The 23,811-nt window shown below is 71.6% G+C and carries 24 protein-coding genes and 1 pseudogene; 9 read left to right on the forward strand and 16 right to left on the reverse strand.

Annotated elements, in window-relative coordinates:
• Positions 1–310: 310 nt before the first annotated feature.
• From cbiE to BIV25_RS40340, 6 genes are all read right to left on the reverse strand, one after another.
• Positions 311–1,579, reverse strand: coding sequence for a precorrin-6y C5,15-methyltransferase (decarboxylating) subunit CbiE (gene cbiE / locus BIV25_RS40315; protein WP_071377534.1), 1,269 nt, complete (start codon positions 1,577–1,579; stop codon positions 311–313).
• Between the two features lie 121 nt (positions 1,580–1,700).
• On the reverse strand, positions 1,701–2,339 hold the full coding sequence (locus BIV25_RS40320; RefSeq protein ID WP_071377535.1) for a GNAT family N-acetyltransferase: 639 nt from the start codon (positions 2,337–2,339) through the stop codon (positions 1,701–1,703).
• 170 nt (positions 2,340–2,509) lie between these two features.
• Complete coding sequence (locus tag BIV25_RS40325) at positions 2,510–3,346, reverse strand: MetQ/NlpA family ABC transporter substrate-binding protein (RefSeq protein WP_071377536.1); 837 nt, start codon at positions 3,344–3,346, stop codon at positions 2,510–2,512.
• A 79-nt stretch (positions 3,347–3,425) separates the two neighbouring features.
• Entirely contained in the window at positions 3,426–4,163 is a 738-nt protein-coding gene (locus BIV25_RS40330) for a methionine ABC transporter permease (RefSeq protein ID WP_071377537.1), read from the reverse strand.
• Positions 4,160–5,209, reverse strand: a complete 1,050-nt coding sequence (locus tag BIV25_RS40335) for a methionine ABC transporter ATP-binding protein (protein WP_071377538.1) — start codon at positions 5,207–5,209, stop codon at positions 4,160–4,162. The genes BIV25_RS40330 and BIV25_RS40335 overlap by 4 nt, the downstream gene beginning before the upstream one ends.
• A 344-nt stretch (positions 5,210–5,553) precedes the next feature.
• Positions 5,554–6,204, reverse strand: coding sequence for an HAD family hydrolase (locus tag BIV25_RS40340; protein ID WP_071377539.1), 651 nt, complete (start codon positions 6,202–6,204; stop codon positions 5,554–5,556).
• A 69-nt stretch (positions 6,205–6,273) separates the two neighbouring features.
• Here BIV25_RS40340 and BIV25_RS40345 point away from each other — a divergent pair, with 69 nt between their 5' ends.
• Together BIV25_RS40345 and BIV25_RS40350 are read left to right on the forward strand one after the other, a co-directional pair.
• Positions 6,274–6,633, forward strand: coding sequence for a hypothetical protein (locus tag BIV25_RS40345; RefSeq protein WP_071377540.1), 360 nt, complete (start codon positions 6,274–6,276; stop codon positions 6,631–6,633).
• The gene (locus BIV25_RS40350; RefSeq protein ID WP_177235596.1) at positions 6,614–7,054 is read left to right on the forward strand and encodes a hypothetical protein; all 441 of its coding nucleotides are present in this window, start codon (positions 6,614–6,616) and stop codon (positions 7,052–7,054) included. The genes BIV25_RS40345 and BIV25_RS40350 overlap by 20 nt, the downstream gene beginning before the upstream one ends.
• On the opposite strand, the gene BIV25_RS40355 is transcribed toward BIV25_RS40350, so the two are convergent.
• The 3 genes from BIV25_RS40355 to BIV25_RS40365 all read right to left on the reverse strand — a co-directional run bounded on the left by BIV25_RS40355 (position 7,044) and on the right by BIV25_RS40365 (position 9,403).
• Entirely contained in the window at positions 7,044–7,541 is a 498-nt protein-coding gene (locus BIV25_RS40355; RefSeq protein ID WP_071377542.1) for a GNAT family N-acetyltransferase, read from the reverse strand. The two genes, BIV25_RS40350 and BIV25_RS40355, sit on opposite strands and share 11 nt — an antisense overlap.
• A gap of 44 nt (positions 7,542–7,585) precedes the next feature.
• Positions 7,586–8,092: an RNA polymerase sigma factor gene (locus BIV25_RS40360; RefSeq protein WP_071377543.1), complete on the reverse strand. Its 507-nt coding sequence runs from the start codon at positions 8,090–8,092 to the stop codon at positions 7,586–7,588.
• A 120-nt stretch (positions 8,093–8,212) separates the two neighbouring features.
• Positions 8,213–9,403 carry a glycerophosphodiester phosphodiesterase gene (locus BIV25_RS40365; protein WP_071377544.1) on the reverse strand — a complete coding sequence of 397 codons (1,191 nt, stop codon included), beginning with the start codon at positions 9,401–9,403 and terminating at the stop codon, positions 8,213–8,215.
• 316 nt (positions 9,404–9,719) lie between these two features.
• On the opposite strand from BIV25_RS40365, the gene BIV25_RS40370 reads away from it, so the two are divergent.
• Positions 9,720–10,391, forward strand: a complete 672-nt coding sequence (locus BIV25_RS40370; RefSeq protein ID WP_071377545.1) for a 1-acyl-sn-glycerol-3-phosphate acyltransferase — start codon at positions 9,720–9,722, stop codon at positions 10,389–10,391.
• An 85-nt stretch (positions 10,392–10,476) separates the two neighbouring features.
• On the opposite strand, the gene BIV25_RS40375 is transcribed toward BIV25_RS40370, so the two are convergent.
• The 5 genes and pseudogenes from BIV25_RS40375 to BIV25_RS40395 all read right to left on the reverse strand — a co-directional run.
• Positions 10,477–12,000, reverse strand: a complete 1,524-nt coding sequence (locus BIV25_RS40375) for an MFS transporter (protein ID WP_071377546.1) — start codon at positions 11,998–12,000, stop codon at positions 10,477–10,479.
• A complete protein-coding gene (locus tag BIV25_RS40380) occupies positions 11,997–12,548 on the reverse strand; it encodes a TetR/AcrR family transcriptional regulator (RefSeq protein WP_071377547.1) in 552 nt (183 codons plus the stop codon). The genes BIV25_RS40375 and BIV25_RS40380 overlap by 4 nt, the downstream gene beginning before the upstream one ends.
• Positions 12,549–12,632: 84 nt before the next feature.
• A complete protein-coding gene (locus BIV25_RS40385; RefSeq protein WP_071377548.1) occupies positions 12,633–13,604 on the reverse strand; it encodes an aldo/keto reductase in 972 nt (323 codons plus the stop codon).
• A gap of 57 nt (positions 13,605–13,661) precedes the next feature.
• The gene (gene argH, locus BIV25_RS40390; protein ID WP_071377549.1) at positions 13,662–15,089 is read right to left on the reverse strand and encodes an argininosuccinate lyase; all 1,428 of its coding nucleotides are present in this window, start codon (positions 15,087–15,089) and stop codon (positions 13,662–13,664) included.
• A 90-nt stretch (positions 15,090–15,179) separates the two neighbouring features.
• Positions 15,180–15,557 (reverse strand): annotated as a pseudogene (locus tag BIV25_RS40395) (argininosuccinate synthase domain-containing protein); the annotation flags it as partial.
• Between the two features lie 175 nt (positions 15,558–15,732).
• Here BIV25_RS40395 and BIV25_RS40400 point away from each other — a divergent pair.
• From BIV25_RS40400 to BIV25_RS40410, 3 genes are all read left to right on the forward strand, one after another.
• On the forward strand, positions 15,733–16,575 hold the full coding sequence (locus tag BIV25_RS40400; RefSeq protein ID WP_177235597.1) for a hypothetical protein: 843 nt from the start codon (positions 15,733–15,735) through the stop codon (positions 16,573–16,575).
• 133 nt (positions 16,576–16,708) lie between these two features.
• Positions 16,709–17,296, forward strand: a complete 588-nt coding sequence (locus BIV25_RS40405) for a pyridoxamine 5'-phosphate oxidase family protein (RefSeq protein ID WP_071377551.1) — start codon at positions 16,709–16,711, stop codon at positions 17,294–17,296.
• 3 nt (positions 17,297–17,299) lie between these two features.
• Complete coding sequence (locus tag BIV25_RS40410; RefSeq protein WP_071377552.1) at positions 17,300–18,022, forward strand: L,D-transpeptidase; 723 nt, start codon at positions 17,300–17,302, stop codon at positions 18,020–18,022.
• 13 nt (positions 18,023–18,035) lie between these two features.
• Here BIV25_RS40410 and BIV25_RS40415 read toward each other — a convergent pair whose 3' ends face one another.
• The gene (locus tag BIV25_RS40415; RefSeq protein WP_071377553.1) at positions 18,036–19,517 is read right to left on the reverse strand and encodes a cell wall metabolism sensor histidine kinase WalK; all 1,482 of its coding nucleotides are present in this window, start codon (positions 19,515–19,517) and stop codon (positions 18,036–18,038) included.
• A complete protein-coding gene (locus BIV25_RS40420) occupies positions 19,517–20,257 on the reverse strand; it encodes a response regulator transcription factor (protein ID WP_071377554.1) in 741 nt (246 codons plus the stop codon). Before BIV25_RS40420 ends, BIV25_RS40415 begins: the two co-directional genes overlap by 1 nt.
• A gap of 235 nt (positions 20,258–20,492) precedes the next feature.
• Between BIV25_RS40420 and BIV25_RS40425 the strand changes: the two genes are divergently transcribed.
• From BIV25_RS40425 to BIV25_RS40435, 3 genes are all read left to right on the forward strand, one after another.
• Positions 20,493–21,845 carry a ferric reductase-like transmembrane domain-containing protein gene (locus tag BIV25_RS40425; protein ID WP_071377555.1) on the forward strand — a complete coding sequence of 451 codons (1,353 nt, stop codon included), beginning with the start codon at positions 20,493–20,495 and terminating at the stop codon, positions 21,843–21,845.
• Positions 21,846–21,855: 10 nt separating this feature from the next.
• Positions 21,856–22,335, forward strand: coding sequence for an FMN-binding protein (locus BIV25_RS40430; protein WP_071377556.1), 480 nt, complete (start codon positions 21,856–21,858; stop codon positions 22,333–22,335).
• An 80-nt stretch (positions 22,336–22,415) separates the two neighbouring features.
• A complete protein-coding gene (locus BIV25_RS40435) occupies positions 22,416–23,798 on the forward strand; it encodes a ferric reductase-like transmembrane domain-containing protein (RefSeq protein WP_071377557.1) in 1,383 nt (460 codons plus the stop codon).
• Positions 23,799–23,811 lie beyond the last annotated feature (13 nt).

Raw genomic sequence — 23,811 nt, forward strand, 5'->3', positions numbered from 1 at the left:
ACCAGCTCATGCGGAACGGCGCACCGACCGCCCGCAGTGAAGAACGAGCGTCCGTGCCCAGCGGCACGAACGACCCGCCGGAAAAGGCGACAAAGCCATTCAGTGGCATTGTCCCGGCCGTTGCGCCGTCGCGACAGCATGATCCGCCACAGTCCGCTGTGGACTGCGCCACGTTGCGCGTCCTCCGGTTCCGCAGTACCACACCCACCCCAAAACGGGCGCGCTTTCCGGACATTGGCGAACGAAGTTCCGGGCCGCCCGGTGCGGTACAACGATCGGCCAGCCTACCGCGCGCGGTACGACAACAGGATCACGGGGCGCGATCCGGCAGCACCCCGCTGAGCAGGAAAGCCACGCTGCGCTCGGTCTCGGTCCAGGCGCGGGTGTCGAGGGCGACGGACTGGAGCAGGGCGCACTCGACCCGGTAGCCGTGCTCGGTCAGGTCACGGCCGACGAGTTCGGCGGCGTCGCGGGTCGCGGCGTGGGTCACGATGCGCTGCGGACGCCGGTCGGCGACCGCGGACACGACGGCCGCGCCGCCCCCGCCGACCCGTACGACATCGGGCTCGGGCAGGTTCTCCAGCACGTGCGGGGCGGTGCCCCGGACCACATGCAGTTGCACGCCGAAGCGGCGGGCGGCCGCGTCGGTGCGGACGCAGGCCGCCTGGTCCCGGTCGACGGCGATGACCGCGGCTCCGGCGCGCGCGGCCTCGGCGGCGAAGGCTCCGGAGCCGCAGCCGATGTCCCAGACGAGGTCGCCGACCCGGGGCCCGAGCCGGGCGAGTTGGGCGGCACGCAGCAGTTCCGTCTCCCCCTCGCCCAGACCACCGCCGGGACCTCGACCGGGCTCGCCACCGGGACCGCCCTCGGGCCCGCCGACGTAGAACTCGTCGGGCTGGACCCAGCCGCGCGGCCCGGTGCCGGGGTCGCGGCCGGCGATCCAGCCGCCGCTCTCCCCCGGGACACCTCCCGCGGCGGGCCCGCCGATGACGATGACGACGTTGGGGTCGCGCCAGGTGTGGTCGGCGGCCTTGTCGGAGGTGACGACGCTGACCTGCTCGCGTTCGGTGCCGAGTTCCTCGCAGATGACGAAGGTGCGGTGGACGCCGTCGAGCAGCAGGCCGAGTTCGGCGGGTCCGGCGCCGGGCGAGGTGAGGACGGCGACCTTGGTGTGGGCGCGGCAGACGTTCACGGCGCGGCGCAGGGTGCGCCGGTGGGCGACGACGACCTGGGCGTCGTCCCAGGGCATGCCGGCACGGGCGAAGGCGGCGGCGACGGAGGAGACGGCGGGGACGACCTCGACCTCCAGGCCGTACTCCGGGGCGCGCAGGGTGCGCACGACGCCGAAGAAGCCGGGGTCGCCGTCGGCGAGCACGACGGCGGTGCCGCGGTGGGCGGCGATGCGACGGGCGGCGAGTGCGACGCTGCCCAGGCGGATGCGTTCGGCGGCGAGCGGGACCTCGGACAGGGCCAGATGGTGGGCGGCGCCCGCCACGAGCGTGGCGGCGCCGAGCGCGGCGCGTGCCGTCGCGGTCAGTGGCGAGCCGTCCCAGCCGATCACCGTCACCCGGTCGGCCATCGTCGTCAATCTCCAGGTTTTCGCAGGTCGTCAGGGGTACGGGCCCATGGTCGGGCTGGTTGAGACTACCCGGTGGAGCTGTCGGACGCGCGTCGGGGCGAGCCCGCCCACCGCCCGGACGTCAGTTCCAGTCGGCGTACGTCGCGAATCCGCCGGTGTCGGCGAGCTGCTCGTCGGCGCCTTCGAGGTCCTCCGGGAGGAGGCTCCAGACGATGTAGTCGCTGCGGACGTCGCTCCAGGTGTCGTCGTCGCCGCGGACGTGGACTATGCAGGCGTTGCGCAGGACGCCCTCGCTGACGCAGCCGATCTTCTGGGCGACCTGCTGGGAGGCGGTGTTGTCGGCGGCGGTGCGCAGCTCGATGCGCTCGAACTTCCGGTCGTCGAAGAGCCAGTGCGCGGTGGCGAGCGCGGCCTCGGACGCGTAGCCCTCGCCGCGGGCCCAGGGCGCGATGATGTACGACATCTCCGTGGAGCGTACCTGCCAGTTGGTCCGGGCGAGCTGGACGATGCCGACCAGTCGCTGGGTGAGGAACTCCGTGACGGCGAGGTCGAGGCCGCGGCCGGCGATGCGTTCGGCGGGGGCGTAGCGGGTGATCCAGTGGCGGGCCTGGTCCTCGCCGTACGGCTGCGGAACGGCGGTCCAGGCGCCTACCTGCTCGTCGTTCATCATCTCGGCCAGCGCGGGCGCGTCGTCCGCGTCGAGGGGACGCAGCACCAACCGCTCCGTGCTGATGGAGATGTTGGGGAAGGTGCTAGTCATGCGCCACTCCGTAACCTTCGGAAGACTTGAGAGACCGTCAGGACCGTCCGGGCCGGGCCTGCTGAACTGCCCAGCATGCAGCATGAAACCACTCAACCGCACGACGGGGTCCACTCCCGCGGCGATGCGGGAGCGGACCCCGTGCGGGTCGCGGCGGCGCGGACGGACCGTCAGCCCTGGGTCACCGGAAGGACGGAGCCCTGGTACTTGTCCTCGATGAACTTCCTGACCTCGGGCGAGACGAGGAGCTTGGCGAGCTTCTTGACGCGCGGGTCGTTCTCGTTGCCCTTCTCCACGGCGAGGAAGTTGGCGTACGGGTTGTTCTTCGTCGACTCCAGCAGGATCGCGTCCTTGGCGGGCTTGAGACCGGCGGAGATGGCGTAGTTGCCGTTCACCACGGCGGCGTCCACGTCGTCCAGGGAGCGCGGGGTCTGGGCCGCCTCGACCTCCTTGAACTGGAGGTGCTTGGGGTTCTTCGCGATGTCCTGGGGGACGGCCTCGTTGCCGGTGCCGGGCTTGAGGGTGATGAGCCCGTTGTCGGCGAGCAGCTTGAGGGCGCGGCCCTCGTTGACGGCGTCGTTCGGGACGGCGACGGTCGCACCGCTCTTCAGCGCGTCGGCCTTCTTGACCTTGTGGGAGTACAGGCCGAGCGGCTCCAGGTGCACCGTGACGACGGGCACGATGTGGGTGCCGTGCTTCTTGTTGAAGTCGTCCAGGTACGGCTGGTTCTGGAAGTAGTTGGCGCCCACCGAGCCGTCCTCGGTCGCCGTGTTCGGCGCGATGTAGTCGGTGAACTCCTTGACCTCCAGATCGAGGCCCGCCTTCTTCGCCAGGTTCTTCTTGACGAAGTCGAGGATCTCGGCGTGCGGGGTCGGGCTCGCGGCGACGACCAGCGGGCCGCTGTAGTCGTGGGAGCCGGAGGAGCTGCCGGAGCCGCAGGCGGAGAGCCCGAAGGTGAGGGCTCCGGCGGCGAGGACGGCGGTGGTGAGCTTGGCGGTGTTACGCACGAAAAGTGCCTTTCCTTATGGGTGGTGCGACCCCGCCATGGGTGGGCGGGGGAACTCGGGGGAGTCCTCAGGGGACTGTTCAGGCGGCCTTGCTGACGTCGGCTGCCGCCGGCTCCTTCGCCTTCAGCAGGCGGAGCCTCGGCGCGGGGCCGGAGCGGGCACCGCGGCGGTACAGGGAGCGGGCCGCGAAGTCGCCGGCGAACTGGATGAGGGAGATGGCGACGGCGAGGATCGCGACGGTGATCCACATCATCTGGGTCTCGAAGCGCTGGTAGCCGTAGCGGACGGCGAGGTCGCCGAGGCCGCCGCCGCCGACCGTGCCGGCCATGGCGGAGTAGCCGATGAGGGCGATGACCGTGGTGGTGGTGCCGGCGATCAGCGAGGGCAGGGCCTCGGGGACGAGGACCTTGCGGACGATCGTCCAGGTGTTGCCGCCCATGGACTGCACGGCCTCGACGAGACCGTTGTCCACCTCGCGGACGGCTGTCTCGACCAGGCGCGCGAAGAAGGGGATGCCGCCGATGGCGAGCGGCACGATCGCGGCGGTCGTCCCGATCGTCGTCCCGGTGACCCAGCGCGTGAAGGTCATCAGCGCGACCATCAGGATGATGAACGGCATCGACCGGCCGACGTTCACGATCTGGCCGATCACCTTGTTGACGACGACGTTCTGCACCAGCCCGCCCCGGTCGGTGAGGACGAGGAGGACGCCGAACGGCAGGCCCACGGCGACGGCTATGAGGGTGGACCAGACCACCATCGTGAGCGTGTCGGTACAGGCCTGCGACAGCAGCGGCTGCATCTCGGACCAGGTCACTTGGCACCTTCCTTCACCAGCACGGGCTCCTGGCCCTGGCCCTCGGGGCCGACGACGTCGATCTGCAGGCCCCGTTCGCGCAGGAAGCCGATCGGCACCACGTTGTCCTCGTAGCGGCCGGGCAGTTCGATGCGCATACGGCCGATCTGGAGGCCGCCGACGGTGTCGATGGCGGCGCCGAGGATCGAGATGTCGACGTTGTAGGTGCGCGCCAGCTGGGAGATGACCGGCTGGGTGGCGGCGTCGCCGTGGAAGGTGACGTCAAGGACGGTGCGGTCGTCGCCCGTGCGCTCGCCGCTCACCGGGAACAGCGCCGCGGCCAGTTCGGAACCCGGGGTGGCCAGCAGTTCGCTGACCGTGCCGTGTTCCACGATCCGGCCGCGCTCCATGAGGGCGGCGGAGTCGCAGATCGACTTCACGACGTCCATCTCGTGGGTGATGAGCAGGACGGTCAGGCCGAGCCGACGGTTGAGGTCACGCAACAGCTGGAGGATGGAGCGGGTGGTCTCCGGGTCGAGGGCGCTGGTGGCCTCGTCGGAGAGCAGCACCTTGGGGTCGCCGGCCAGGGCGCGGGCGATGCCGACGCGCTGCTTCTGGCCGCCGGAGAGCTGGGCGGGGAAGGCCTTGGCCTTGTCGGCGAGGCCGACCAGGTCGAGGAGTTCGAGCGCCTTGCGGGAGCGCTCCTTGCCGGACCTGCCGAGGATCTCCAGCGGCAGCTCGACGTTGTCCTGCACGGTCCGTGTGGACAGCAGGTTGAAGTGCTGGAAGACCATGCCGATGCGGCTGCGCGCCTGGCGCAGTTCCCTGCCGGCGCGCGGGCCGCGGCCGGCCAGGGCGGTGAGGTCCTGTCCGGCGACGGTCACGGTGCCGGAGGTGGGGCGCTCCAGCAGGTTGACGCAGCGGATGAGAGAGGACTTGCCGGCGCCGGACTGGCCGATGACGCCGTAGACCTCGCCTTCGCGGACGTGCAGATCGACGCCGTCGAGGGCGGTGATTTCTCGGCCGCGGGAGCGGTAGACCTTGGTCAGGCCCGAGGTGGTGATCACAGGATTTCCGTCACTGTCGAGTGCGCGGGCGTGGGTGTGCCCGGGCACGGGTGCATGCGGTTTCGGCATGGCGGGTGGTCGTGCGTCCCGTACGGCCTACGGCGCACGGACATGCCACGGCTCTCGCTTCGGGGCGCGAGGCTCAGCTGATGCGGGGGCCCTCTAGAAGGCGCACATTCGACACATCAGGCGACACATACAACGAGCACCGGGCGTCATGGTCGCCTCGGTCGCAGGGGTGCGGCAGCTCGTCGTGGTCATGCGGCAAGTAAAGCAGACGGTCACTCCTGACCGGCCGCCGCCGTCCGTATGGTGGACAGCGGCGGACAGTGCGGGGCCGGGCCTCAGCCGCGGACGGAGATCTCCACGCCCGCGTCGGTGACCAGTGCGGACAAGGCCGACAGGTCGCGCACGACGAGGTCGGCGGCCAGCTCTTCGGCCCGGTGGGTTGTGGCCAACGCCACGGTGGTCATCCCGGCGGCGCGGCCCGCCTGGAGCCCGGCCGGGGCGTCCTCGAAGACGACGCAGCGGGCGGGGTCGACGCCCAGCTGCCGGGCGGCGAGGAGGTAGGGCTCGGGGTCGGGCTTGCCGCGCGTGATGTCGTCGGCGGCGATCAGCGTCTTGGGCAGGATGCCGACGGCGTCGAGCCGGGCCTCGGCCAGCCGCCGGGTGGCCGAGGTGACGACGGCCCAGCGCTCGGCGGGCAGACTCGCCAGAAACTCGCTCGTGCCGGGCAGCAGCCGTACGCCTCCGTCCGGCACGTCCTCGACCTCCAACTGCTCGACCCGGGCGACCGCTTCCGGCACGAGGCGGGCGGGCAGCAGGTCGGCGACTATCTCGGCGGCGGGCCGCCCGTGCAGTTCCACGCGCCCGAAGTCCTCGGCCGTGATCCCGTACTCCCGGGCCCAGCTGGTCCAGCAGCGCTCGACGGAGTCGAGGGAGGAGACGAGGGTGCCGTCGTTGTCGAAGAGGAGGGCCTGTGCGTGGATCGTCATGGTCTAGACCCTACGGCGTACGGCGGGGTCGGCGGCCGGCGCCCGTTTCGGCCGTAATAAGGTCTCCGCATGCTCAATGCCCTGACGCTGGTGACCGGGATCGCCGCGCTGCTGCTCGCCGCGTGGTGCGGCTGGGCCGCGTACCGCGACCAGCCGACCAAGGACTGGCACTTCATCGGCATGGCCGTGGTGTCGGTCCTGGCCGTGCTCCAGCTGGTGATCGGGATCGTGCAGCTGGCGCGGGGCGAGAAGCCGGAACAGGGTACGACGATCTTCGTGGCGTATCTGCTGGGAGCGTTCGCCTGTGTGCCGGCGGCGGGGATGATGTCGCTGGCCGAGCGGACCCGCTGGGGTTCGGTGACGGCAGCCGCCGGCGGTGTGGTGCTGGCCGTGCTGGAGGTGCGGCTCTATGACATCTGGGGAGGCTGACGTGACGGCGGTGCAGGAGAAGCCGGCCCGGCTGATCAGCGGGCCGGGCATGCTGCTCGTCTGGTTCTACGGCGTGATGGTCGTCGGCGCGGTGTCGCGTTCGGTGTTCCAGATCGCGACGGACTTCCAGCGGGCGCCGCTGGCCTACTCCCTGTCGGCCGTGGCGGGAGTCGTGTACGGGTTCATCACGTACTCACTCGTCCGGGGCGGAGAGACCGCCCGCAGGGCGGCGCTGGTGTGCTGCGCCGCCGAACTCGCGGGTGTGCTTCTCGTCGGCACGTGGACCGTGGCCGACAGCTCGGCCTTCCCGGACGCGACCGTCTGGTCCGACTTCGGGATGGGGTACGTCTTCATTCCCGTGCTGCTGCCGATCTCCGCGATGTACTGGCTGCGGAAGTCGCGCGACACCGTCACGCCGTAGCGGCGTACGCCCCCGCCTGCTTCTCCAGGATGATCAGCTCGACGCCGTCCGCGCCCTTGGAGCGGCCGACCGTCTCGTAGCCGGAGCGGCGGTAGAGGCGGAGGTTGCCCTCGCTGCGGTAGCCCGTGAAGAGGCGGAACCTGGTGGCGCCCCGCTCCTCCACCAGCGCGGCCTCGGCGGAGCGCAGCAGCCGCGCGCCGATGCCGTGTCCCTGCAGGCGGGGGTGGACGCAGAGCTTGGTGATGGCGGCCGCGCCGTCCTCGGTGACCCTGCCGCGCACGGAGCCGACCACCTCGTCACCGAGCCGGGCGACGAAGACGCAGTCGGAGGCGACTTCCGTCCGGACCGAGTCCAGGGTTTGGACGAGCGGGTCGATGCGGTAATTGCCGTACAGCGCCGCCTCGCTCTGGAAGCACAGGTACTGGAGCCTGAAGATCTGCTCCGCGTCCTGCTCGGTCGCCACCGAGATGGTCACGCTCATGCCCATGTGCGCACGCCTCCCGCTCACCTGATCACCTGTCGTTCCCACTCCTATCCCCGCGCTTCGCGTACCGCAACCTCCGGCGTGAGCAAACGCCGTAGACATCCCAGACATCTGGAGCGTTCCGGGCCAAGGCTGCCCTGTGAGATACCCAACTCCCCCGCGATCTCCCGGTATGTCAGGTCCTGGGGGGAGAGCAGGGCCTCGATCAGCCGGGGGCAGCGGCCGGGCAGCCGGCGGACCGCCTCGCGCAGGGCGCGGTGCCGGGCGGCGGTGACGGCGAGCTGCTCGGGACCGGGGCGGGTTTCGTCGGCCGGCTCGATGCCGTAGGGACGTTCGCGCCGGGTGGTACGGCGGCTGCGGCGGGCCTCGGCGCGGACGGCCTTGCGCAGCCAGCCCGCGGGGTCCGGCGGCGGCCCGTCGCGCTCCAGCCGCTCCAGCAGCCGGAGCCAGACGGCCTGTTCCAGGTCGCCCGGCTCGCTCCCGGCGGCATATGCCTCGGCCGAGGCCTCGGCGGTGAGCAGCGGGCTCAGGGTGGCTACGAGGTCGTACGTCATATGCGGAACGACGCGCCGCCCCGCGAGCAGGTTTCCGGAGCGGCGCGGAGTCAGCCCGAACGGGGCGCGACGGGCCGAACGGTTGACGGGGACTCAGGCGCCTGCCGGCCGGCTCACGGCTCAGCCGGCCAGGAAGTCGGCGCGGGCGAGCAGGCCGGTGTCGGCGTTGTCGGTGAAGACGCCGTCGATGCCGGTCGCGAAGTACGTCCTGAACGCGCCGAAGGGGTCACCGTAGGCGTCGGCCGCGCTGCCCTTGCGGTACTCGGCCGGCAGGAACGGGTTCTCGTTGCGCATGGTGTAGGGGTGCAGGACCAGGCCCACCTTGTGTGCGTCGCGGACCAGCGTGGTCGGCTCGCCCAGGGTGCCGTCGGCCTTCTTCGGTATCACCAGGTCCAGGGTCGGGCCGATGCCCTGGGCGTAACCGGCGAGCTCGCGCAGCCCCTTGGGCGTGATCAGGTCGGCGACCGTGCGCGGGTCGCCCGCCTCGACGAGGTCGTAGGGGCGGCTGTCGGCCGAGGACAGCAGCACGACGAGCGGATTGTCGACGAGCTGGTTCAGCCGCTGGATGCTGGTGGGCTCGAAGGACTGCAGGATGACTGGCGCGTTACGGCCGTCCTTGCCGTACTTGACGAGGAGCTTCGCCACCCGCTCCTCCAGGCCGAGGCCCAGCCGGCGGAAGTAGGTGGGGTGCTTGGTCTCGGGGTAGATCCAGACCTGCTTGCCGCGCTTGCGGGTCTGCTCGTCCTGCCACTTCAGGACCTCTTCGAACGTGGGGATCTCCCAGCGCCCGTCGTAGAGGGTGTTGTGCGGCCGGTTGGCCGGGATGCGCTCGATCGCGCGGAGCGTCTTCAGCTCGGCGAGGGTGAAGTCCTCGGTGAACCAGCCGGTGGTGGCGACCCCGTCCAGCGTCTTGGTGGTCCGGCGGCCGGCGAACTCGGGATGGTCGGCCACGTCGGTGGTGCCGCCGATCTCCGGCTCGTGCCGGCACACGAGGTGGCCGTCCTTGGTGGGCACCAGGTCACCGGCCTCGACCACGTCGGCACCCAGGTCCAGCGCCAGGTCGTAGGAGCCGAAGGTGTGCTCGGGGCGGTAGCCGCTGGCGCCCCGGTGGCCGATGATCGTCGGCACCGGCAGGCTCTTCAGGCCGCGGGCCGCGGGCCGCGCGCCGAGGGGCTGCGCCGCGGCCGCGGCGCCCGGCAGTCCGAGGACCGCCCCGCCCGCGCCGAACACGGCCGCGCCGAGGATCGCCCGCCGTCCGGTGCCCTGGGTCCGGGTGTCCTGAGTCTGCTCGTTCGCCTGGTCGCTGCCCATCGGCGTCTCCTGCCGTCTTCGTCCGCCCGTGGAGCCCGTGTGGCCCCGAGGCACGTGTCAACTCGTGAGGTCCGGCCGATCGTAGGGGCGTGGTCATGACCGAAGGGAGACCTGCGTCCGAACACCGGGGTGACGCCGTGTGACCTGTGCCGGCCGGCCGCCGGGGCGCCGCCGGGCGGACACCGTCGGTAAACCCACGTCAACACTTCGTAAGACCTGAGTGAACCGGGCTTCCCCGATGTGCGTTCGGCAGGGGCCCGCGAGTAATGTCCTCACCTGCACAGACTCATAACGCCCCTCGACATCGGAGGACCCGTTGTCCCGCTTCCGGCTCATCAAGGCAGTGCTCGGACCGATCATGCGCCTGATGTTCCGCCCACAGGTGGAGGGCGTGGAGCACATCCCCGGGGACGGGCCGGTGATCCTGGCGGGCAATCACCTCACGTTCATCGACTCGATCGTGCTGCCGGTGGTCACCAAGCGGCAGGTGCACTTCATCGGCAAGGACGAGTACGTCACCGGCAAGACCCTCAAGGGCCGGCTGATGGCCTGGTTCTTCACCGGCGTCGGCATGATCCCGGTGGACCGCGACGGCGGCCACGGCGGCGTCGCCGCGCTGATGACCGGGCGCCGGGTGCTGGAGGAGGGCAAGATCTTCGGGATCTACCCCGAGGGCACGAGGTCGCCGGACGGGCGGCTGTACCGGGGGCGCACCGGTATCGCGCGGCTGACGCTGATGACCGGTGCGCCGGTGGTGCCGTTCGCGATGATCGGCACGGACAAGCTGCAGCCGGGGGGTTCCGGCATTCCGCGGCCCGGCCGGGTGACGGTTCGTTTCGGTGAGCCGATGGAGTTCTCGCGGTACGACGGGATGGACCGGGACCGCTATGTGCTGCGGGCCGTGACCGACTCGGTGATGGCCGAGGTCATGCGGCTGGGTGGGCAGGAGTACGTGGACATGTATGCCACGAAGGCCAAAGCCGCGTAGCGCCACTGGCAGTTCGGCCGGCTTTCGGGTGCGGGGTGCGCTGTGGTCGTTCGCGCAGTTCCCCGCGCCCCCTGGGTTTCTCGGCTCACCCGGCGCTCTCCAGTTTCTGTCCCTTCAGCAGGAACCACGCCGCAAGAGCCGCGGTCAGGAGGACCACCGCTCCCGCGCCCGAGGCCAGGTGGAGGCCGTGGACGAAGGATTCGCGGGCGGCGTCCAGCATCTGCTGGGCCGTGTGCGGGGGCAGTTTCGCCGCCGCGTCCGCTGCCGCGCCCAGTGATTCACGAGCCGCTGCCGGAGTTCCCGCCGGGCCCGTGAAGTCACGGTAGACGCCCGTCACGATCGAGCCCAGCAGGGCGATGCCCAGGGCCGCGCCCAGTTCGTACGCCGTCTCGGAGACCGCCGAGGCGGCGCCCGCCTGTTCCTTGGGCACGCTGGAGAGGATCACGTCGGCCGTCACCGTGAAGGAGAACCCGGCCCCGACGCCGACGACCAGGAGTGCGGCGCCGAGGACCGGGTAGCCCGTCGACACGCCCAGGGTCGTCAGCGCGGCCAGGGCGAGGCCCACGGCGGCGAGACCACCGGAGACCACGGTGCGTACCGAGAAGCGGCGGGCGGCGCGGCCCGCGAGCAGGCCGGCCACCACCGCGCCGACGGCGGCGGGCAGCTCGGCGAGACCCGCCTCGAACGGACGCCTGCCCTGGACGAGTTGCAGGTACTGGGAGAGGAAGAACACCAGGCCGGACATGCCGAGCACGGTCAGCAGGTCGGCGAGGACCGCCCCGCTGAAGCCGCGCCGCCTGAACAGCCGCATGTCCAGCAACGGCACCGGCACGGTGAGTTGCCGGTGCACGAAGCCGTAGAGCGCGGCCGCGCCCAGCAGGCCCGCGGCGAGCGTGGGCCAGGTGAAGCCGTGGGTCGCCGCCTCCTTGACCGCGTAGACGACGCCGATCATGCCGACCAGGGACAGCAGGACGCCGGCCAGGTCCCAGGGGCCGGGGTGCGGGTTGCGGGACTCGGGCAGGGTGCGGATGCCGACGAGGACCAGGACGGCCATCACCGGCAGGTTGATGAGGAAGACCGAGCCCCACCAGAAGTGTTCGAGCAGGAACCCGCCCGCGATCGGGCCGACCGCCGTACCGGCCGAGGCGGTCGCGCCCCAGATGCCGACGGCGAGGCTGCGCTCGCGCGGGTCGTGGAAGAGGTTGCGGATCAGGGCGAGGGTGGCGGGCATCAGGGTCGCGCCCGCGACACCGAGCAGCGCCCGCGCCAGGATCATCAACTCCGGTGTCGTCGCATAGGCGTTGAGGACGGAGATCGCACCGAACGCGGTGGCGCCGAGGAGCAGCACGCGCTTGCGGCCGATGCGGTCGCCGAGGCTGCCCATGGAGACCAGCAGACCGGCGATGACGAAGGAGTAGACGTCGCCGATCCAGAGGAGCTGGGTGCCGGAGGGGTTCAGGTCCTCGCTGATGTAGGGGGTCGCCAGGCCGAGGACGGTGGCGTCGACGGCCACCAGCAGCACGGCCAGGACGAGGACGGAGAGCGCGAGCCAGCGGCCCGGGCGCTTCTCCAGCTCCGTCGCACCGGTCGGCTGCAGGGTGCTGGTCATAGTTCCTCTCTTCGTACGGCGCCGCCGAGCAACAGCTCGGCGACCATGGTCGGGAAGTCACGGGCGGCCACGCGGCCGTCCAGGGTGGCCCAGGCACACGAGGCGATCAGCCCGTACAGAGCCTCGGTGAGCCAGACAGGGGTGAGGTCGATGCGGAACTCGCCCTCGCGCTGGCCGCGTTGGAACAGGGCGCCGATGCGGGCGTCCAGCCGCTGCCAGCCGTCGTTCTGCCGGTCGCCCTCCCACAGCTGGCTCTCGCCGTAGAGGAAGGCGAGGAGTCCGGCGGCGGGCTGGATCTCGCCGACGAGTCTGCGGACGGCCTCGCCGGCGGGCCCGTCGTCCGGCCGGGCACGGTCCACGGCCGCCTCGCACTCCGCGATACCGAGCGCCTCCAGCGCCCGGACGAGCGCGTCGCGCCCGGCGAAGTGGCGGTGCAGCGTGGCCCGGCTGATCCCGGCGGCCTTGGCGACCTCGTCCATGGTCGCGGTGGGCTTACGGGTCAGCAGGGCGGCCGCGCTGCGCAGCACGTGGTCACGGTCCAAAGCCATGAGACAAGAATAGCCCACGTGAGACATTAATGTCTCACAATGGGCATGGGTGACTCAAAAAGGCTGGTCAGAGACGGTGTCGGATCAGTGCCAGGGCAGCTGTCCGCGATGCTCCCAGTAGGCGCGCGGGTCCTCGGCGAGCGTGGCGAGGCGGGTCATCTGGTCCGCGTCGAGGTCGACGGCGGGGGCGTGCAGGTTCGAGAAGAGCTGCGGGACGGTCGCCGCGCCGGAGAGGACGACGCCCGCCCAGGGCCGGCGCAGGATCCAGGCCAGCGCCACGGCGTCGCAGCCGAGGGAGGCCTCCCCGGCGACGGCCCTCAGCATCTCCGGAGCATGCGGCGCGGCGAGCCGGCCGTTGGCCATGCCCTCCTTGACGATCACGGTGAGCCCGGCGTCATGCGCTTCGGCGAGCGCAGGGGCGGCCGAGTGCTCCAGGAGGTTGTACGTCGACTGGACGGTACGGAAGAGAGGCTCGCCGTCGACGGTGATGGCGAGGGCGGCGCGGATGGTGTCGGCCTGGGCGGGGCCACTGGTGGAGAAGCCGACGCTCACGCCCCGGGCGGCCGCCTCCGCCAGCTTGGCGTGCAGGTCCTTGTCGGTGAGGGCCGGGCTGTCCGGGGTCAACGAGTGGATCTGGTAGAGGTCGAGCCGGTCGCCGAGCAGCGCGTCGGTCTCGGCGCGCTGGCGTTCGTAGGTCGCCAGGCCGTGGTCCTTCACCTCGTGCTTCTCGGCGTCCGTGGCCCAGCCGGCGGTGTAGGTGTAGCCCCACTTGCTGCCGACGACCACGTCGTCGATGTCGGGGCGGGCGTTCAGCCAGTCGGCGAGGAACTCCTCGGAACGGCCGTAGGAGCGGGCCACGTCGAAGTAGCGCACGCCCTGCGCGTAGGCGGCGTCGAGGAGTTCATGGGTGCGGTCGCGCAGGGCGTCGACGCTGCGGTTCTCCCCGAGGTCCTCGTCCCGGCCCAGGTTGATGTAGCCGGGACGGCCGACGGCGGCCAGGCCGAGGCCGATGTGGCACGTCGGCGTGGTGGCGGTGGCGAGGCGGGCGAAGGGCATCGCGGGCTCCGTTCGGTCGGCTGACTGACGACCAACGTAACCCGCGATGCCCTCACGTCACTTCTTTGCGTCGGCCCACGCGTGCTGCGTCGCCAGGTCCGCCTTGAGCTCCGCCAACTGGACGGCGACCGCGCCGGGCGCCGTACCGCCACGGCCGTCGCGGGAGGCGAGGGCGCCCGGGACGGTCAGCACGGACCGCACCTGCGGCGTGAGATGCGCGGAGATCTTCGCGAACTGTTCGTCCGTGAGGCCGTCCAGCTCCTTGCCCTCCGCCTCGGCGACCTTCACGCACTCCCCCGCGACCTCGTGCGCCACGCGGAACGGCACGCCCTGCTTGACCAGCCACTCGGCGATGTCGGTGGCGAGCGAGAAGCCGGCCGGGGCCAGCTCCTCCATCCGCTCGCGGTTGACCGTGAGGGTGGCCATCATGCCGGTGAAGGCGGGCAGCAACACCTCCAGCTGGTCGCAGGAGTCGAAGACCGGCTCCTTGTCCTCCTGGAGGTCGCGGTTGTAGGCGAGCGGCAGGGCCTTGAGCGTCGCCATCAGGCCGGTCAGGTTGCCGATCAGACGGCCGGACTTGCCGCGCGCCAGCTCGGCGATGTCCGGGTTCTTCTTCTGCGGCATGATCGACGAGCCGGTGGAGAACGCGTCGTGCAGGGTCACGAAGGAGAACTCCTTCGTGTTCCAGATGATGATCTCCTCCGCGATCCGGGAGAGGTTCACGCCGATCATCGCGGTGATGAAGGCGAACTCGGCGACGAAGTCACGGGAGGCCGTGCCGTCGATCGAGTTAGCGGCGCTGCCGTGCTCGAAGCCCAGGTCCTTCGCCACCGCCTCCGGGTCCAGGCCGAGCGAGGAGCCGGCGAGGGCGCCGGAGCCGTACGGCGACACGGCCGTGCGCTCGTCCCACTGGCGCAGCCGCTCGGCGTCCCGGGACAGGGACTGCACATGGGCCAGGACGTGGTGGGCGAAGAGCACGGGCTGGGCGTGCTGGAGGTGGGTGCGACCCGGCATCGCGACATCGGGGTGGGCCTCGGCGAGGCCGACGAGAGTGTCCTGGAGGTCGGCGATCAGGCCGCCGATGATGCGGGCGTGGTCCCTGAGGTACATCCGGAAGAGGGTCGCCACCTGGTCGTTGCGCGACCGGCCGGCGCGCAGCTTGCCGCCCAGGTCCGGGCCGAGACGCTCCAGCAGACCGCGCTCCAGGGCGGTGTGCACGTCCTCGTCGGCGATGGTGCCGGTGAAGGTGCCGGCGGCGACGTCGGCCTCCAGCCGGTCGAGCCCGTCGATCATGCGGGTCAGCTCGTCCTCGGTGAGCAGCCCCGCCTTGTTCAGGACGCGCGCGTGGGCACGCGAACCGGCGATGTCGTAGGGCGCGAGCCGCCAGTCGAAGTGGACGGACGCGGACAGCTTGGCCAGGGCCTCGGCGGGACCGTCGGCGAAACGGCCGCCCCAGAGCCGGACGTCACCGCTGTTGCTGCTCACTTGCGCTGCTCCTAGAGAAGGTGGCTGGGTCGGTTGTGGTGCGGGTCGTGCGTCAGGCTATGCCCGCAGGTCCCGCCGCGCGGCGATCCGCGAGGACAGCGGGAGCCGCTCGGCCTCGCGGAAGGCGATCGCCCTGTCCCGGGTCATCGCGTGGTCACGGACCGGGGCGACGCACTTCAGGCCGGGGGCGAGGGCGACGGTGGTGGCGCCGTGCTGCTGCGCGGCGGCGGCCAGGTGCTTGACGATGGCGGGCCGGGACAGCGCCGAGACCACGGGCAGCGGTCCATGCAGAGGGCGTTGGCCTTGACCGCCGGGAGGCAGTACTCGTCGGCGAACTCGCCCTTGGCAGGCGAGGGCGCGCTTGCGGATGACGTCCCGGTCCTCGGCGCCCGTCTCCTCGGCGATCCAGCCGATGGCGACAGAGGTGTCCAGGCCGCCCGAACAGGCGAGTACGCCGCACTCGGCCACGGGTCTCTCCCTCACACTGCAATCTTTGGTATGCATGAGTATGCAGACCTTTGCATGATTCGTCAATCGAGGGGAGTCCTGAACGCCGGCAACCGCTTTCCCGTACTTCCCTCCGAGCGCAGGCGCCGCGTCTCACTCACCGCTGAACCCACCCCCGACCAAGTGAGGCATCCGCATGTCCAGGGCTCTTCCGAAGTACAACAAGCGCCGTGTGGCCTTCATCGGGGGCGCTGCCGCCGTGGCGCTGTCCGGCGCCGTGATCGCGGGCTCGGCCCTCGCCGGAACGCCCGGCACGAGCGACGGCGCGACGAACGCCCGCACACTGGCGAGCCCCGGGACCATCACCTGCCCGGACGTCGCCTCGAAGCTCCCGGCCGTCCCCGCCTCCGCACAGGCCGAGGTCACCCGCAACCTCACCCTCCTCCAGACCCAGATCCAGGAAGCCGACAACCGACTGCGAACAACCGTCGGCCAAGGCGGACCCAACTTCGTCAACAACGCCATCCTCGGCCCCCTCAAGGACAAACGCGTCTCCACCATCGACCGCATCGCCACCGCCATCGGCCGCAAGGGCACCAAACCCACCGGCCTCGACCCCCTCGCCGCCTGCACGCTGAACGCGGGCGGCGTGAACAGCCGCGGCACGAACACCGGGGCCGGCGCCGCGCCGAGCGCCGCGGCCGGCCGGCAGTCCGGCGGCTCGGCGACGAGCGGCACCACGGACGCCGGGACGATCACCTGCCCGGACGTCGCCTCGAAGCTCCCGGCCGTCCCCGCCTCCGCACAGGCCGAGGTCACCCGCAACCTCACCCTCCTCCAGACCCAGATCCAGGAAGCCGACAACCGACTGCGAACAACCGTCGGCCAAGGCGGACCCAACTTCGTCAACAACGCCATCCTCGGCCCCCTCAAGGACAAACGCGTCTCCACCATCGACCGCATCGCCACCGCCATCGGCCGCAAGGGCACCAAACCCACCGGCCTCGACCCCCTCGCCGCCTGCACGCTCACGAAGTGAGGTAGCAGGCCCCCGGGGCCGCCCCGACAAGCGCCGGCCGGGGCGGCCCCGATACGCCGCCACGTCCCCACACCCCGCCGCATCCTCGCAATTCGTTAGACAGGCGAAGGATTTTCCTCAATAATCGTTAGACATGGGAAAGACCTATGAACGCATCGACGGCCGGCTCCGCACCTTCATCGAGGAGCAGCCTCTGTTCTTCACCGCGACCGCCCCGCTCTCCGGCGACGGCACCGTCAACCTCTCCCCCAAGGGGCTCCGGGGCTCCTTCGCCGTACTCGACGAACTGACCGTGGCCTACCTGGACTTCGCCGGGTCCAACGCCGAGACGATCGCCCACCTGCGGGAGAACGGGCGGATCACCCTGATGTGGTGCGCCTTCCAGGGCCCGCCGAACATCGTGCGCGTCCACGGCCGGGGCGAGCCGGTCTTCCGCGACGACCCGCGCTTCCCCGGGCTGCTCGCCCACTTCCCGGGCATCGACCCGACCCCGCACGGACTGCGCGCCGTCATCGTCGTCCACGCCGAGCTGGTGCGGGACACCTGCGGTTACGCCGTCCCCTTCATGGCGTACGACCAGGACCGCGACCTGCACGAGAAGCGCTTCGCACGCGAGGACGACGACTCCCTGAGCCGGTACTTCGAGAAGAAGGAGCACGTGGCGACTAGCCTGGACGGCCTACCCGGACTGCCGTTGCCGCTCCCCCCGTCTACCGTCTGAGCCATGCGCCCCGGTGTCGTCCTCGCCCTCGTCTCCGCGTCCTCGCTCGCCCTGCTCGGCGCCGCCCCGGCTCCCGGTGCCCGCCCCGGATCCGAGTCCGGTCCGCTGCCCGCGCAGATGGCGGACACGGGCGGCGGCACCCAGCTGATCACCGCTCAGGCACCGCGCACCGACTCGACGTCGGGCACGGTCACCTGGTGGGACCTGCGGGACGGAGCGTGGGTACAGGCGGGCTCGGCACCGGCACGGTTCGGAGCGAGCGGCCTGGCGGACGGCGCCACCCGCACGCAGGGCACGAACACGACCCCGACCGGTCTGTACGGCCTCCCCTTCGGCTTCGGCATCAAGGCGGCGCCGAACGGCACGACCGTCACGTACCGTGCGGTGAAGGACAGTTCGTGGTGGTGCCAGGACAACGACTCGTCGTCGTACAACCGGTGGGTCGACCCCCTGCCGGCCGACTGCCGGGCCTCCGAGTCCGAGCACCTGGTCTCCTACACGGCGCAGTACGCGTACGGCCTCGTCATCGGCTTCAACTACGACCGTCCGGTGCACGGACGCGGCGCCGGCATCTTCCTGCACGTCAACGGGCAGGGCGCGACGGCCGGTTGTGTGTCGGTGCCGGAGGACGCGATGCAGCGGATTCTTCGGTGGGCCAGGCCCGAGAAGTCGCCGCACATCGCCGTGGGGACCGACAGCGGCGCCACGGCGGTGACCCGGTACTGAGCCCCGGGCACCTTCAGGTCGGCAGGGTCACCCTGAACGTCGTACTCCCCGGTCTGCTCTCCAGCCCCACGCTCCCCCCGTGTGCCTCCGCCACCGCCGCCACGATCGACAGGCCCAGGCCCGCGCCGCCGCCGGAGGCGCCGGGGCGGCGGCGGTGTTCGGCCCGGGTGAAGCGTTCGAAGACGCCCGGCTGGACGTCCTCGGGGACGCCGGGGCCGTCGTCGTGCACCGAGAGGACGGCGGCGTCCGGGGCGCGTTCCAGGATGACCGTCACCTTGCTGCCCACAGGTGTATGCAAACGAGCGTTGGCCAACAGGTTGGCCAACACCTGGTGGAGGCGGTGGGCGTCGCCCGGGACCGTGACCGGGTCCTCGGGGAGGTCCATGGACCAGCGGTGGTCGGGGCCGGCGGCGCGGGCGTCGGTGACGGCGTCCAGCACCAGGTGCGTCAGGTCCACCGGCTGCCGCTCCAGCGGGCGGCCCGCGTCCAGGCGGGCGAGCAGGAGCAGGTCGTCGACCATCTCGCCCATGCGCGAGGACTCGGCCTTGATCCGCTCCAGGGCGCGGGTGACCTCGGGCGGCACCGGGCCGGGGTGGAGCAGGGCCAGTTCGGCGTGGCCGCGGACCGAGGCGACCGGCGTGCGCAGCTCGTGGCTGGCGTCGGCGGCGAAGCGGCGCAGCCGTTCCTCGCCGGCGTGCCGCTTCGTCAGGGCGTCCTCGACATGCCGCAGCATGCGGTTGAACGCCGCGGCGACCCGGCCGACCTCGCTGCGCGGGTCGTGGTCGGGGGCGCGCGGCGGGAGCACCACCTCGCCGGTGGCCAGCGGCAGCTCGCTGACCCGGGTGGCGGTCGCGGCGACCCGGCTCAGCGGGCGCAGCGACCAGCGGACCCAGAGCGCCCCGGCCACCCCGGCGGCGGTCAGGGCCAGGCCGAAGACGACCACCGCGACCAGTTCGAGGCGCTGGACCACGGCCCGCACCGGCTCCGTCGGCAGCCCCGTGATCAGCACGTCGCCGTCCCGGCCGCGCCACGCCATCATGCGGTAGTCGCGCAGGTGCGACAGGCACACGGTGTGGCCCGCGCCGTCCACCGGGATCCGGGCCAGGGCCGCGCGGTCGTGCGTGGTCAGCGTGATGCTGAGGTCCTGCTTGTCGCTGGCCGGTACGACGGCCGCGCTGGTGACCCGGCCGGCCAGCAGGCGGGCGCCGAACGTCTCGGCGGCCTGGCGGCGGGTGTCGCCGTGCTCGTCGCCGTCGTGGTCCGAGGGCTTCGAGGGCGTGTAGGTGCCGTGCTCCAGGCTCTGCGGGAAGGAGGTGCCGGCCTGCTGGAGCTGCTGGTCGAGCCGGCGGGTGAGGAAGCCGTCCAGTTCGACGACGGCCGCCACGCCGACCGCGGCGCAGCTGATCGCGAGCAGCACGACCAGCCCGGCGGTGAGCCGGGCGCGCAGGGTGCGGGGGCGGGGCAGGCGGCGCAGGAACCGTGGCAGCGACGACATCAGCGGGTCACCGGTTTGAGGACGTAGCCCGCGCCACGGACGGTGTGGATCATGGGCTCGCGGCCCGCGTCGACCTTCTTGCGCAGGTAGGAGATGTACAGCTCGACCACATGGGCCCGGCCGCCGAAGTCGTAGGACCAGACCCGGTCGAGGATCTGCGCCTTGCTGAGCACGCGGCGCGGGTTGCGCATGAGGAAGCGGAGGAGTTCGAACTCGGTCGGCGACAGTTCGACCAGTTCGCCGGCCCGGGTCACCTCGCGGGCCTCCTCGTCCATCACCAGGTCGCCGACGACCAGGCGCGGCCCGTCCTCCAGCTGGCGGGCCATGCCGGCGCGGCGCAGCAGTCCGCGCAGCCGGGCGACGACCTCCTCCAGGCTGAAGGGCTTGGTGACGTAGTCGTCGCCGCCCGCGGTGATGCCGGCGATCCGGTCCTCCACCGCGTCCCGTGCCGTGAGGAAGAGCACACAGACGTCGGGCTTCACCTCGTGCAGCCCGCGAAGCACGGTGAAGCCGTCGGTGTCGGGGAGCATCACGTCGAGGACGACGGCGTCCGGCAGCAGGTCGCGTGCGGTGCTGAGGGCCGAGGCGCCGTCGCCGGCGGCGCGCACCTCCCAGCCCTCGTAGCGCAGGGCGCCGGTGAGCACCTCCGCGAGGTCGGGGTCGTCGTCGACGACGAGGACGCGCAGCGCAGTGCCGTCGGGGCGGGTGAGGGCCGGGCGGCCGGAACGGGTCGTGTTCATCGCGCCTCCCAGCATCACCCCTGTCGGCGGGTGCGGTGTACCGCCCGACCTCTGAGTTTTCTGTGAGTGCGCTCACCGCCGCCCCGGTGCCGCCCGCCCCGCCCGGCTGAACGCCGGATGAGAAACCCCTCTGAGTCCGCTGTCGAAAGCCCTGGTCAGGAGGGTGGCTCAGAGGTGGCTCAGAGATTGGGCGGGCACAGTGGCCGGGCATGACGGACGAAAGGGCGTTGAACCTATGACCACGGTCGATACGCGACGGACGGCCCCGCCCGTGCCCGTGGCCGGCCGGCGCTCCCCCGCGGGACCCGTGCTGGCCGTGCTCTGGGCCGGTGCGGCGGGCGCGGTGGCGCTCTGGTGGACCGGTACCGGGTCCGTGGTCGGCTCGGCCGGCTGGCTGACCGGCGCCGGGCGGCTCGCCGGGCTGCTGTGCGGGTACGCCTGCGCGGTGCTGGTCGGTCTGATGGCGCGGGTGCCGCTGCTGGAGAGCCGGGTCGGCTCGGACCGGGTGGCCCGCTGGCACGCGATGGCGGGCCGGTACACGGTCTGCCTGCTCACCGTGCACATCGCTCTGATCCTCGCCGGGTACGCCGCCCAGGACCACGCCTCGCTGTGGCACGAGACGGTCACCGTCGTCCTGGACTACCCGGACATGCTCAAGGCCACCGCCGGCACGCTGATCCTCTTCGTGGTCGGCATCACCTCGGCCCACGCGGTGCGCCGCCGGACGAGCCACGAGTTCTGGTACTACGTCCACCTCCTCACCTACGCGGCCGTCTTCCTGGTCTTCTTCCACCAGGTGTCGCTGGGGAACGAGTTCAACGGGCAGCCGGTGCCGACGGCGCTCTGGTACGCGCTGTACCTCGGCGTCGCGGCCCTGGTGCTGTGGTTCCGGATCCTCGCCCCGGTGCGGCTCAACCGGCGTCACCAGCTGCGTGTGGACTCGGTCCACAAGGAGTCACCGGGTGTGTACTCGGTCGTCGTGCGCGGGCGGCAGCTGGACGAGCTCGGCGCGCGGCCGGGGCAGTTCTTCCGCTGGCGGTTCCTCGGCGAGGGCCTGGGCTGGACGTCGACGCCGTACTCCCTGTCGGCGCCGGCGCGCCCGGACCGGCTGCGGATCACCGTCAAGGCGCTCGGCGACCACAGTGCGGGCGTCGCCCTGCTGCGGCCCGGCACCCGGGTGTGGGCCGAGGGTCCCTACGGGTCCATGACCGCCGACCGCGCCACCAGCCACCACTCGCTGCTGATCGCGGCCGGGGTCGGTGTCACCCCGCTGCGGGCGCTGTTCGAGACGCTGCCCGGCGAGGTCACGCTGCTGTACCGGGCGCGCGGCTCCGAGGACCTGGCGCTGGGCGGCGAGCTGGAGGCGATCGCCCGCTGGCGCGGCGCGCAGGTGCTGTACGCGCTGAACGGGGCGGGCGGGGAGCGGCCGGACATCTCGGCCGGGTCGCTGCGCGCGACGTTCCCCGGGATCGCCGGTCACGACGTCTACCTCTGCGGCCCGCATCGCTTCATGCAGGACGTGTACGAGGCGCTGCGGGCGGCCGGGGTGCCGGACCGCCGCATCCACCACGAGTCGTTCGAGCTGTGAGGACCCTGACGTGCACGCCTTGAGGAAGAACCGTCCGCTGCGCCGGATCGTGCTGGCCGGTGCCGCGACGGTGTCCGGGATGGTGCTCCTGCTGTCGCTGAAGCCGCACACGAGTCCCACGCTGGCCCCGGCCGGCGCCAAGTCCCCTGCGGTGTCGAGCAGTTCGGCCCCCTCGGCGCCGTCGAGCGGCGCTGCCTCGGGCAGGAGCACCGGCACCAAGACCGTGACCGGCGAGACCGTCCAGACCCGCTGGGGGCCGGTCCAGGTGCGGGTCACGATCAAGAGCGGCCGGATCACGGACGTGACGGCCGTGCAGTACCCGCAGGACAACCCGCGCGACCAGGAGATCAACAGCTACGCGCTGCCCCAGCTGCGGCGCGAGGCGCTGGCCGCGCAGAGCGCGCAGATCGACATGGTGTCGGGCGCCTCGTACACCAGCACCGGCTACCGGCAGTCCCTCCAGTCCGCGCTGGACTCGGCGGGCCGCTGAGCACACGGATGAACACGCGGCGCATGCGGCACGTATCTGAGGGCCAAGGGCCGACTCCCCCGAGTCCCCACGGAGGAACCGTGAGCACCACCCTCGCCGGCGGCCGTGCCGCCCGCCGCCAGACGATGCGCCGTATCCGCCCGCGCCGCTCGCCGGCCGTCCCGCTGCTGCTCGCGGTGTGGGCCGGCGCGGCGGCGGTGCTGTGGCTGTGGTGGCACGACACGCCGTCCGTCGCCGACGACACCGGCCGCATCCTGAACGCGGGCCGGATCACCGGCCTGCTCGCCGGCTATCTGATGGCGCTGGTCGTGCTCCAGATGGCGCGCGTCCCCGCGCTGGAGCGGCGGGTCGGCTCGGACCGGGTCGCCCGCTGGCACGCGATGAGCGGCCGCTACACGCTCAGCCTGATCGTCGCGCACGTCTTCCTCACGATGTGGGGGTACGCGCGCCAGGCGGGCAAGTCGCTGAACGACATCGTCCAGCAGACGATCGACTCGATCAACCAGCTGCCCGACGTCGGCAAGGCGGCCATCGGCACCGGCCTGTTCGTGCTGATCGGGCTGACCTCGATCGGCCCGGTGCGCCGCCGGATGCCGTACGACACCTGGTACCACGTGCATCTGCTGTCGTACGCCGCGGTGTTCCTGACGTTCTGGCACCAGCTCACCACCGGCAACGACTTCGCGGTCCAGCCGATGGCCAAGACCTTCTGGTACGGCCTGTACGGCACGGTCACCGCGCTGGTGCTCTGGTACCGGGTGCTCATCCCGATCCGGCTGAACCTGAAGCACCGGATGCGCGTCGAGGCGGTCATCGAGGAGACGCCGGGCATCGTGTCGGTGCTGATCGGCGGGCGCAAGCTGCACCGGATGGGCGCGGAGGCGGGCCAGTTCTTCCGCTGGCGGTTCCTGGCGCCCGGGATGCGCTTCAGCTCGCACCCGTACTCCCTGTCGGCGGCGCCCCGTCCGGACATGCTGCGAATCACCGTGAAGGCGATCGGCGACCACAGCGAGCGGCTGCGCGAGCTGACGCCGGGCACCCGGGTGTGGGCCGAGGGGCCGTACGGGGCGATGACCGCGCAGCGCCGCAGCCGGGGCAAGGTGCTGCTGGTCGCGGGCGGGGTCGGGATCACGCCGATGCGGGCGCTGTTCGAGACGCTGCCGGGCGCGGCGGGCGACATCACCCTGCTGTACCGGGCCAACACGACCCGGGATCTGGCCCTGTGGGACGAGCTGGCGAAGATCGCCGACGAGCGGGGCGCCCGGCTGATGTACGCGGTGAACAGCCCGGAGGGCGAGCGCCCGGACATCTCCGCGGAGAACCTGGAGCGGAAGATCCCGGACATCGAGCGGCACGATGTCTTCATGTGCGGGCCGGCCGGGTTCGCGCAGTCGGTGTACGAGGCACTGCGCGGTGCGGGGGTTCCCGCCCGCCGCATCCATCACGAGTCCTTCGAGATGTGAGCGGGAGCTACGG

Source organism: Streptomyces sp. MUSC 14, assembly GCF_001866675.1.
Classification (GTDB): domain Bacteria; phylum Actinomycetota; class Actinomycetes; order Streptomycetales; family Streptomycetaceae; genus Streptomyces.

What these genes read in the sequence shown, in the direction of transcription:
- cbiE (WP_071377534.1), bottom strand. Translation starts at nt 1,579, where the DNA reads ATGGCCGACCGGGTGACGGTGATCGGCTGGGACGGCTCGCCACTGACC.
- BIV25_RS40320 (WP_071377535.1), bottom strand. Translation starts at nt 2,339, where the DNA reads ATGACTAGCACCTTCCCCAACATCTCCATCAGCACGGAGCGGTTGGTG.
- BIV25_RS40340 (WP_071377539.1), bottom strand. Translation starts at nt 6,204, where the DNA reads ATGACGATCCACGCACAGGCCCTCCTCTTCGACAACGACGGCACCCTC.
- BIV25_RS40345 (WP_071377540.1), top strand. Translation starts at nt 6,274, where the DNA reads ATGCTCAATGCCCTGACGCTGGTGACCGGGATCGCCGCGCTGCTGCTC.
- BIV25_RS40350 (WP_177235596.1), top strand. Translation starts at nt 6,614, where the DNA reads ATGACATCTGGGGAGGCTGACGTGACGGCGGTGCAGGAGAAGCCGGCC.
- BIV25_RS40355 (WP_071377542.1), bottom strand. Translation starts at nt 7,541, where the DNA reads ATGGGCATGAGCGTGACCATCTCGGTGGCGACCGAGCAGGACGCGGAG.
- BIV25_RS40360 (WP_071377543.1), bottom strand. Translation starts at nt 8,092, where the DNA reads ATGACGTACGACCTCGTAGCCACCCTGAGCCCGCTGCTCACCGCCGAG.
- BIV25_RS40365 (WP_071377544.1), bottom strand. Translation starts at nt 9,403, where the DNA reads ATGGGCAGCGACCAGGCGAACGAGCAGACTCAGGACACCCGGACCCAG.
- BIV25_RS40375 (WP_071377546.1), bottom strand. Translation starts at nt 12,000, where the DNA reads ATGACCAGCACCCTGCAGCCGACCGGTGCGACGGAGCTGGAGAAGCGC.
- BIV25_RS40380 (WP_071377547.1), bottom strand. Translation starts at nt 12,548, where the DNA reads ATGGCTTTGGACCGTGACCACGTGCTGCGCAGCGCGGCCGCCCTGCTG.
- BIV25_RS40385 (WP_071377548.1), bottom strand. Translation starts at nt 13,604, where the DNA reads ATGCCCTTCGCCCGCCTCGCCACCGCCACCACGCCGACGTGCCACATC.
- BIV25_RS40400 (WP_177235597.1), top strand. Translation starts at nt 15,733, where the DNA reads ATGTCCAGGGCTCTTCCGAAGTACAACAAGCGCCGTGTGGCCTTCATC.
- BIV25_RS40405 (WP_071377551.1), top strand. Translation starts at nt 16,709, where the DNA reads ATGGGAAAGACCTATGAACGCATCGACGGCCGGCTCCGCACCTTCATC.
- BIV25_RS40410 (WP_071377552.1), top strand. Translation starts at nt 17,300, where the DNA reads ATGCGCCCCGGTGTCGTCCTCGCCCTCGTCTCCGCGTCCTCGCTCGCC.
- BIV25_RS40415 (WP_071377553.1), bottom strand. Translation starts at nt 19,517, where the DNA reads ATGTCGTCGCTGCCACGGTTCCTGCGCCGCCTGCCCCGCCCCCGCACC.
- BIV25_RS40420 (WP_071377554.1), bottom strand. Translation starts at nt 20,257, where the DNA reads ATGAACACGACCCGTTCCGGCCGCCCGGCCCTCACCCGCCCCGACGGC.
- BIV25_RS40425 (WP_071377555.1), top strand. Translation starts at nt 20,493, where the DNA reads ATGACCACGGTCGATACGCGACGGACGGCCCCGCCCGTGCCCGTGGCC.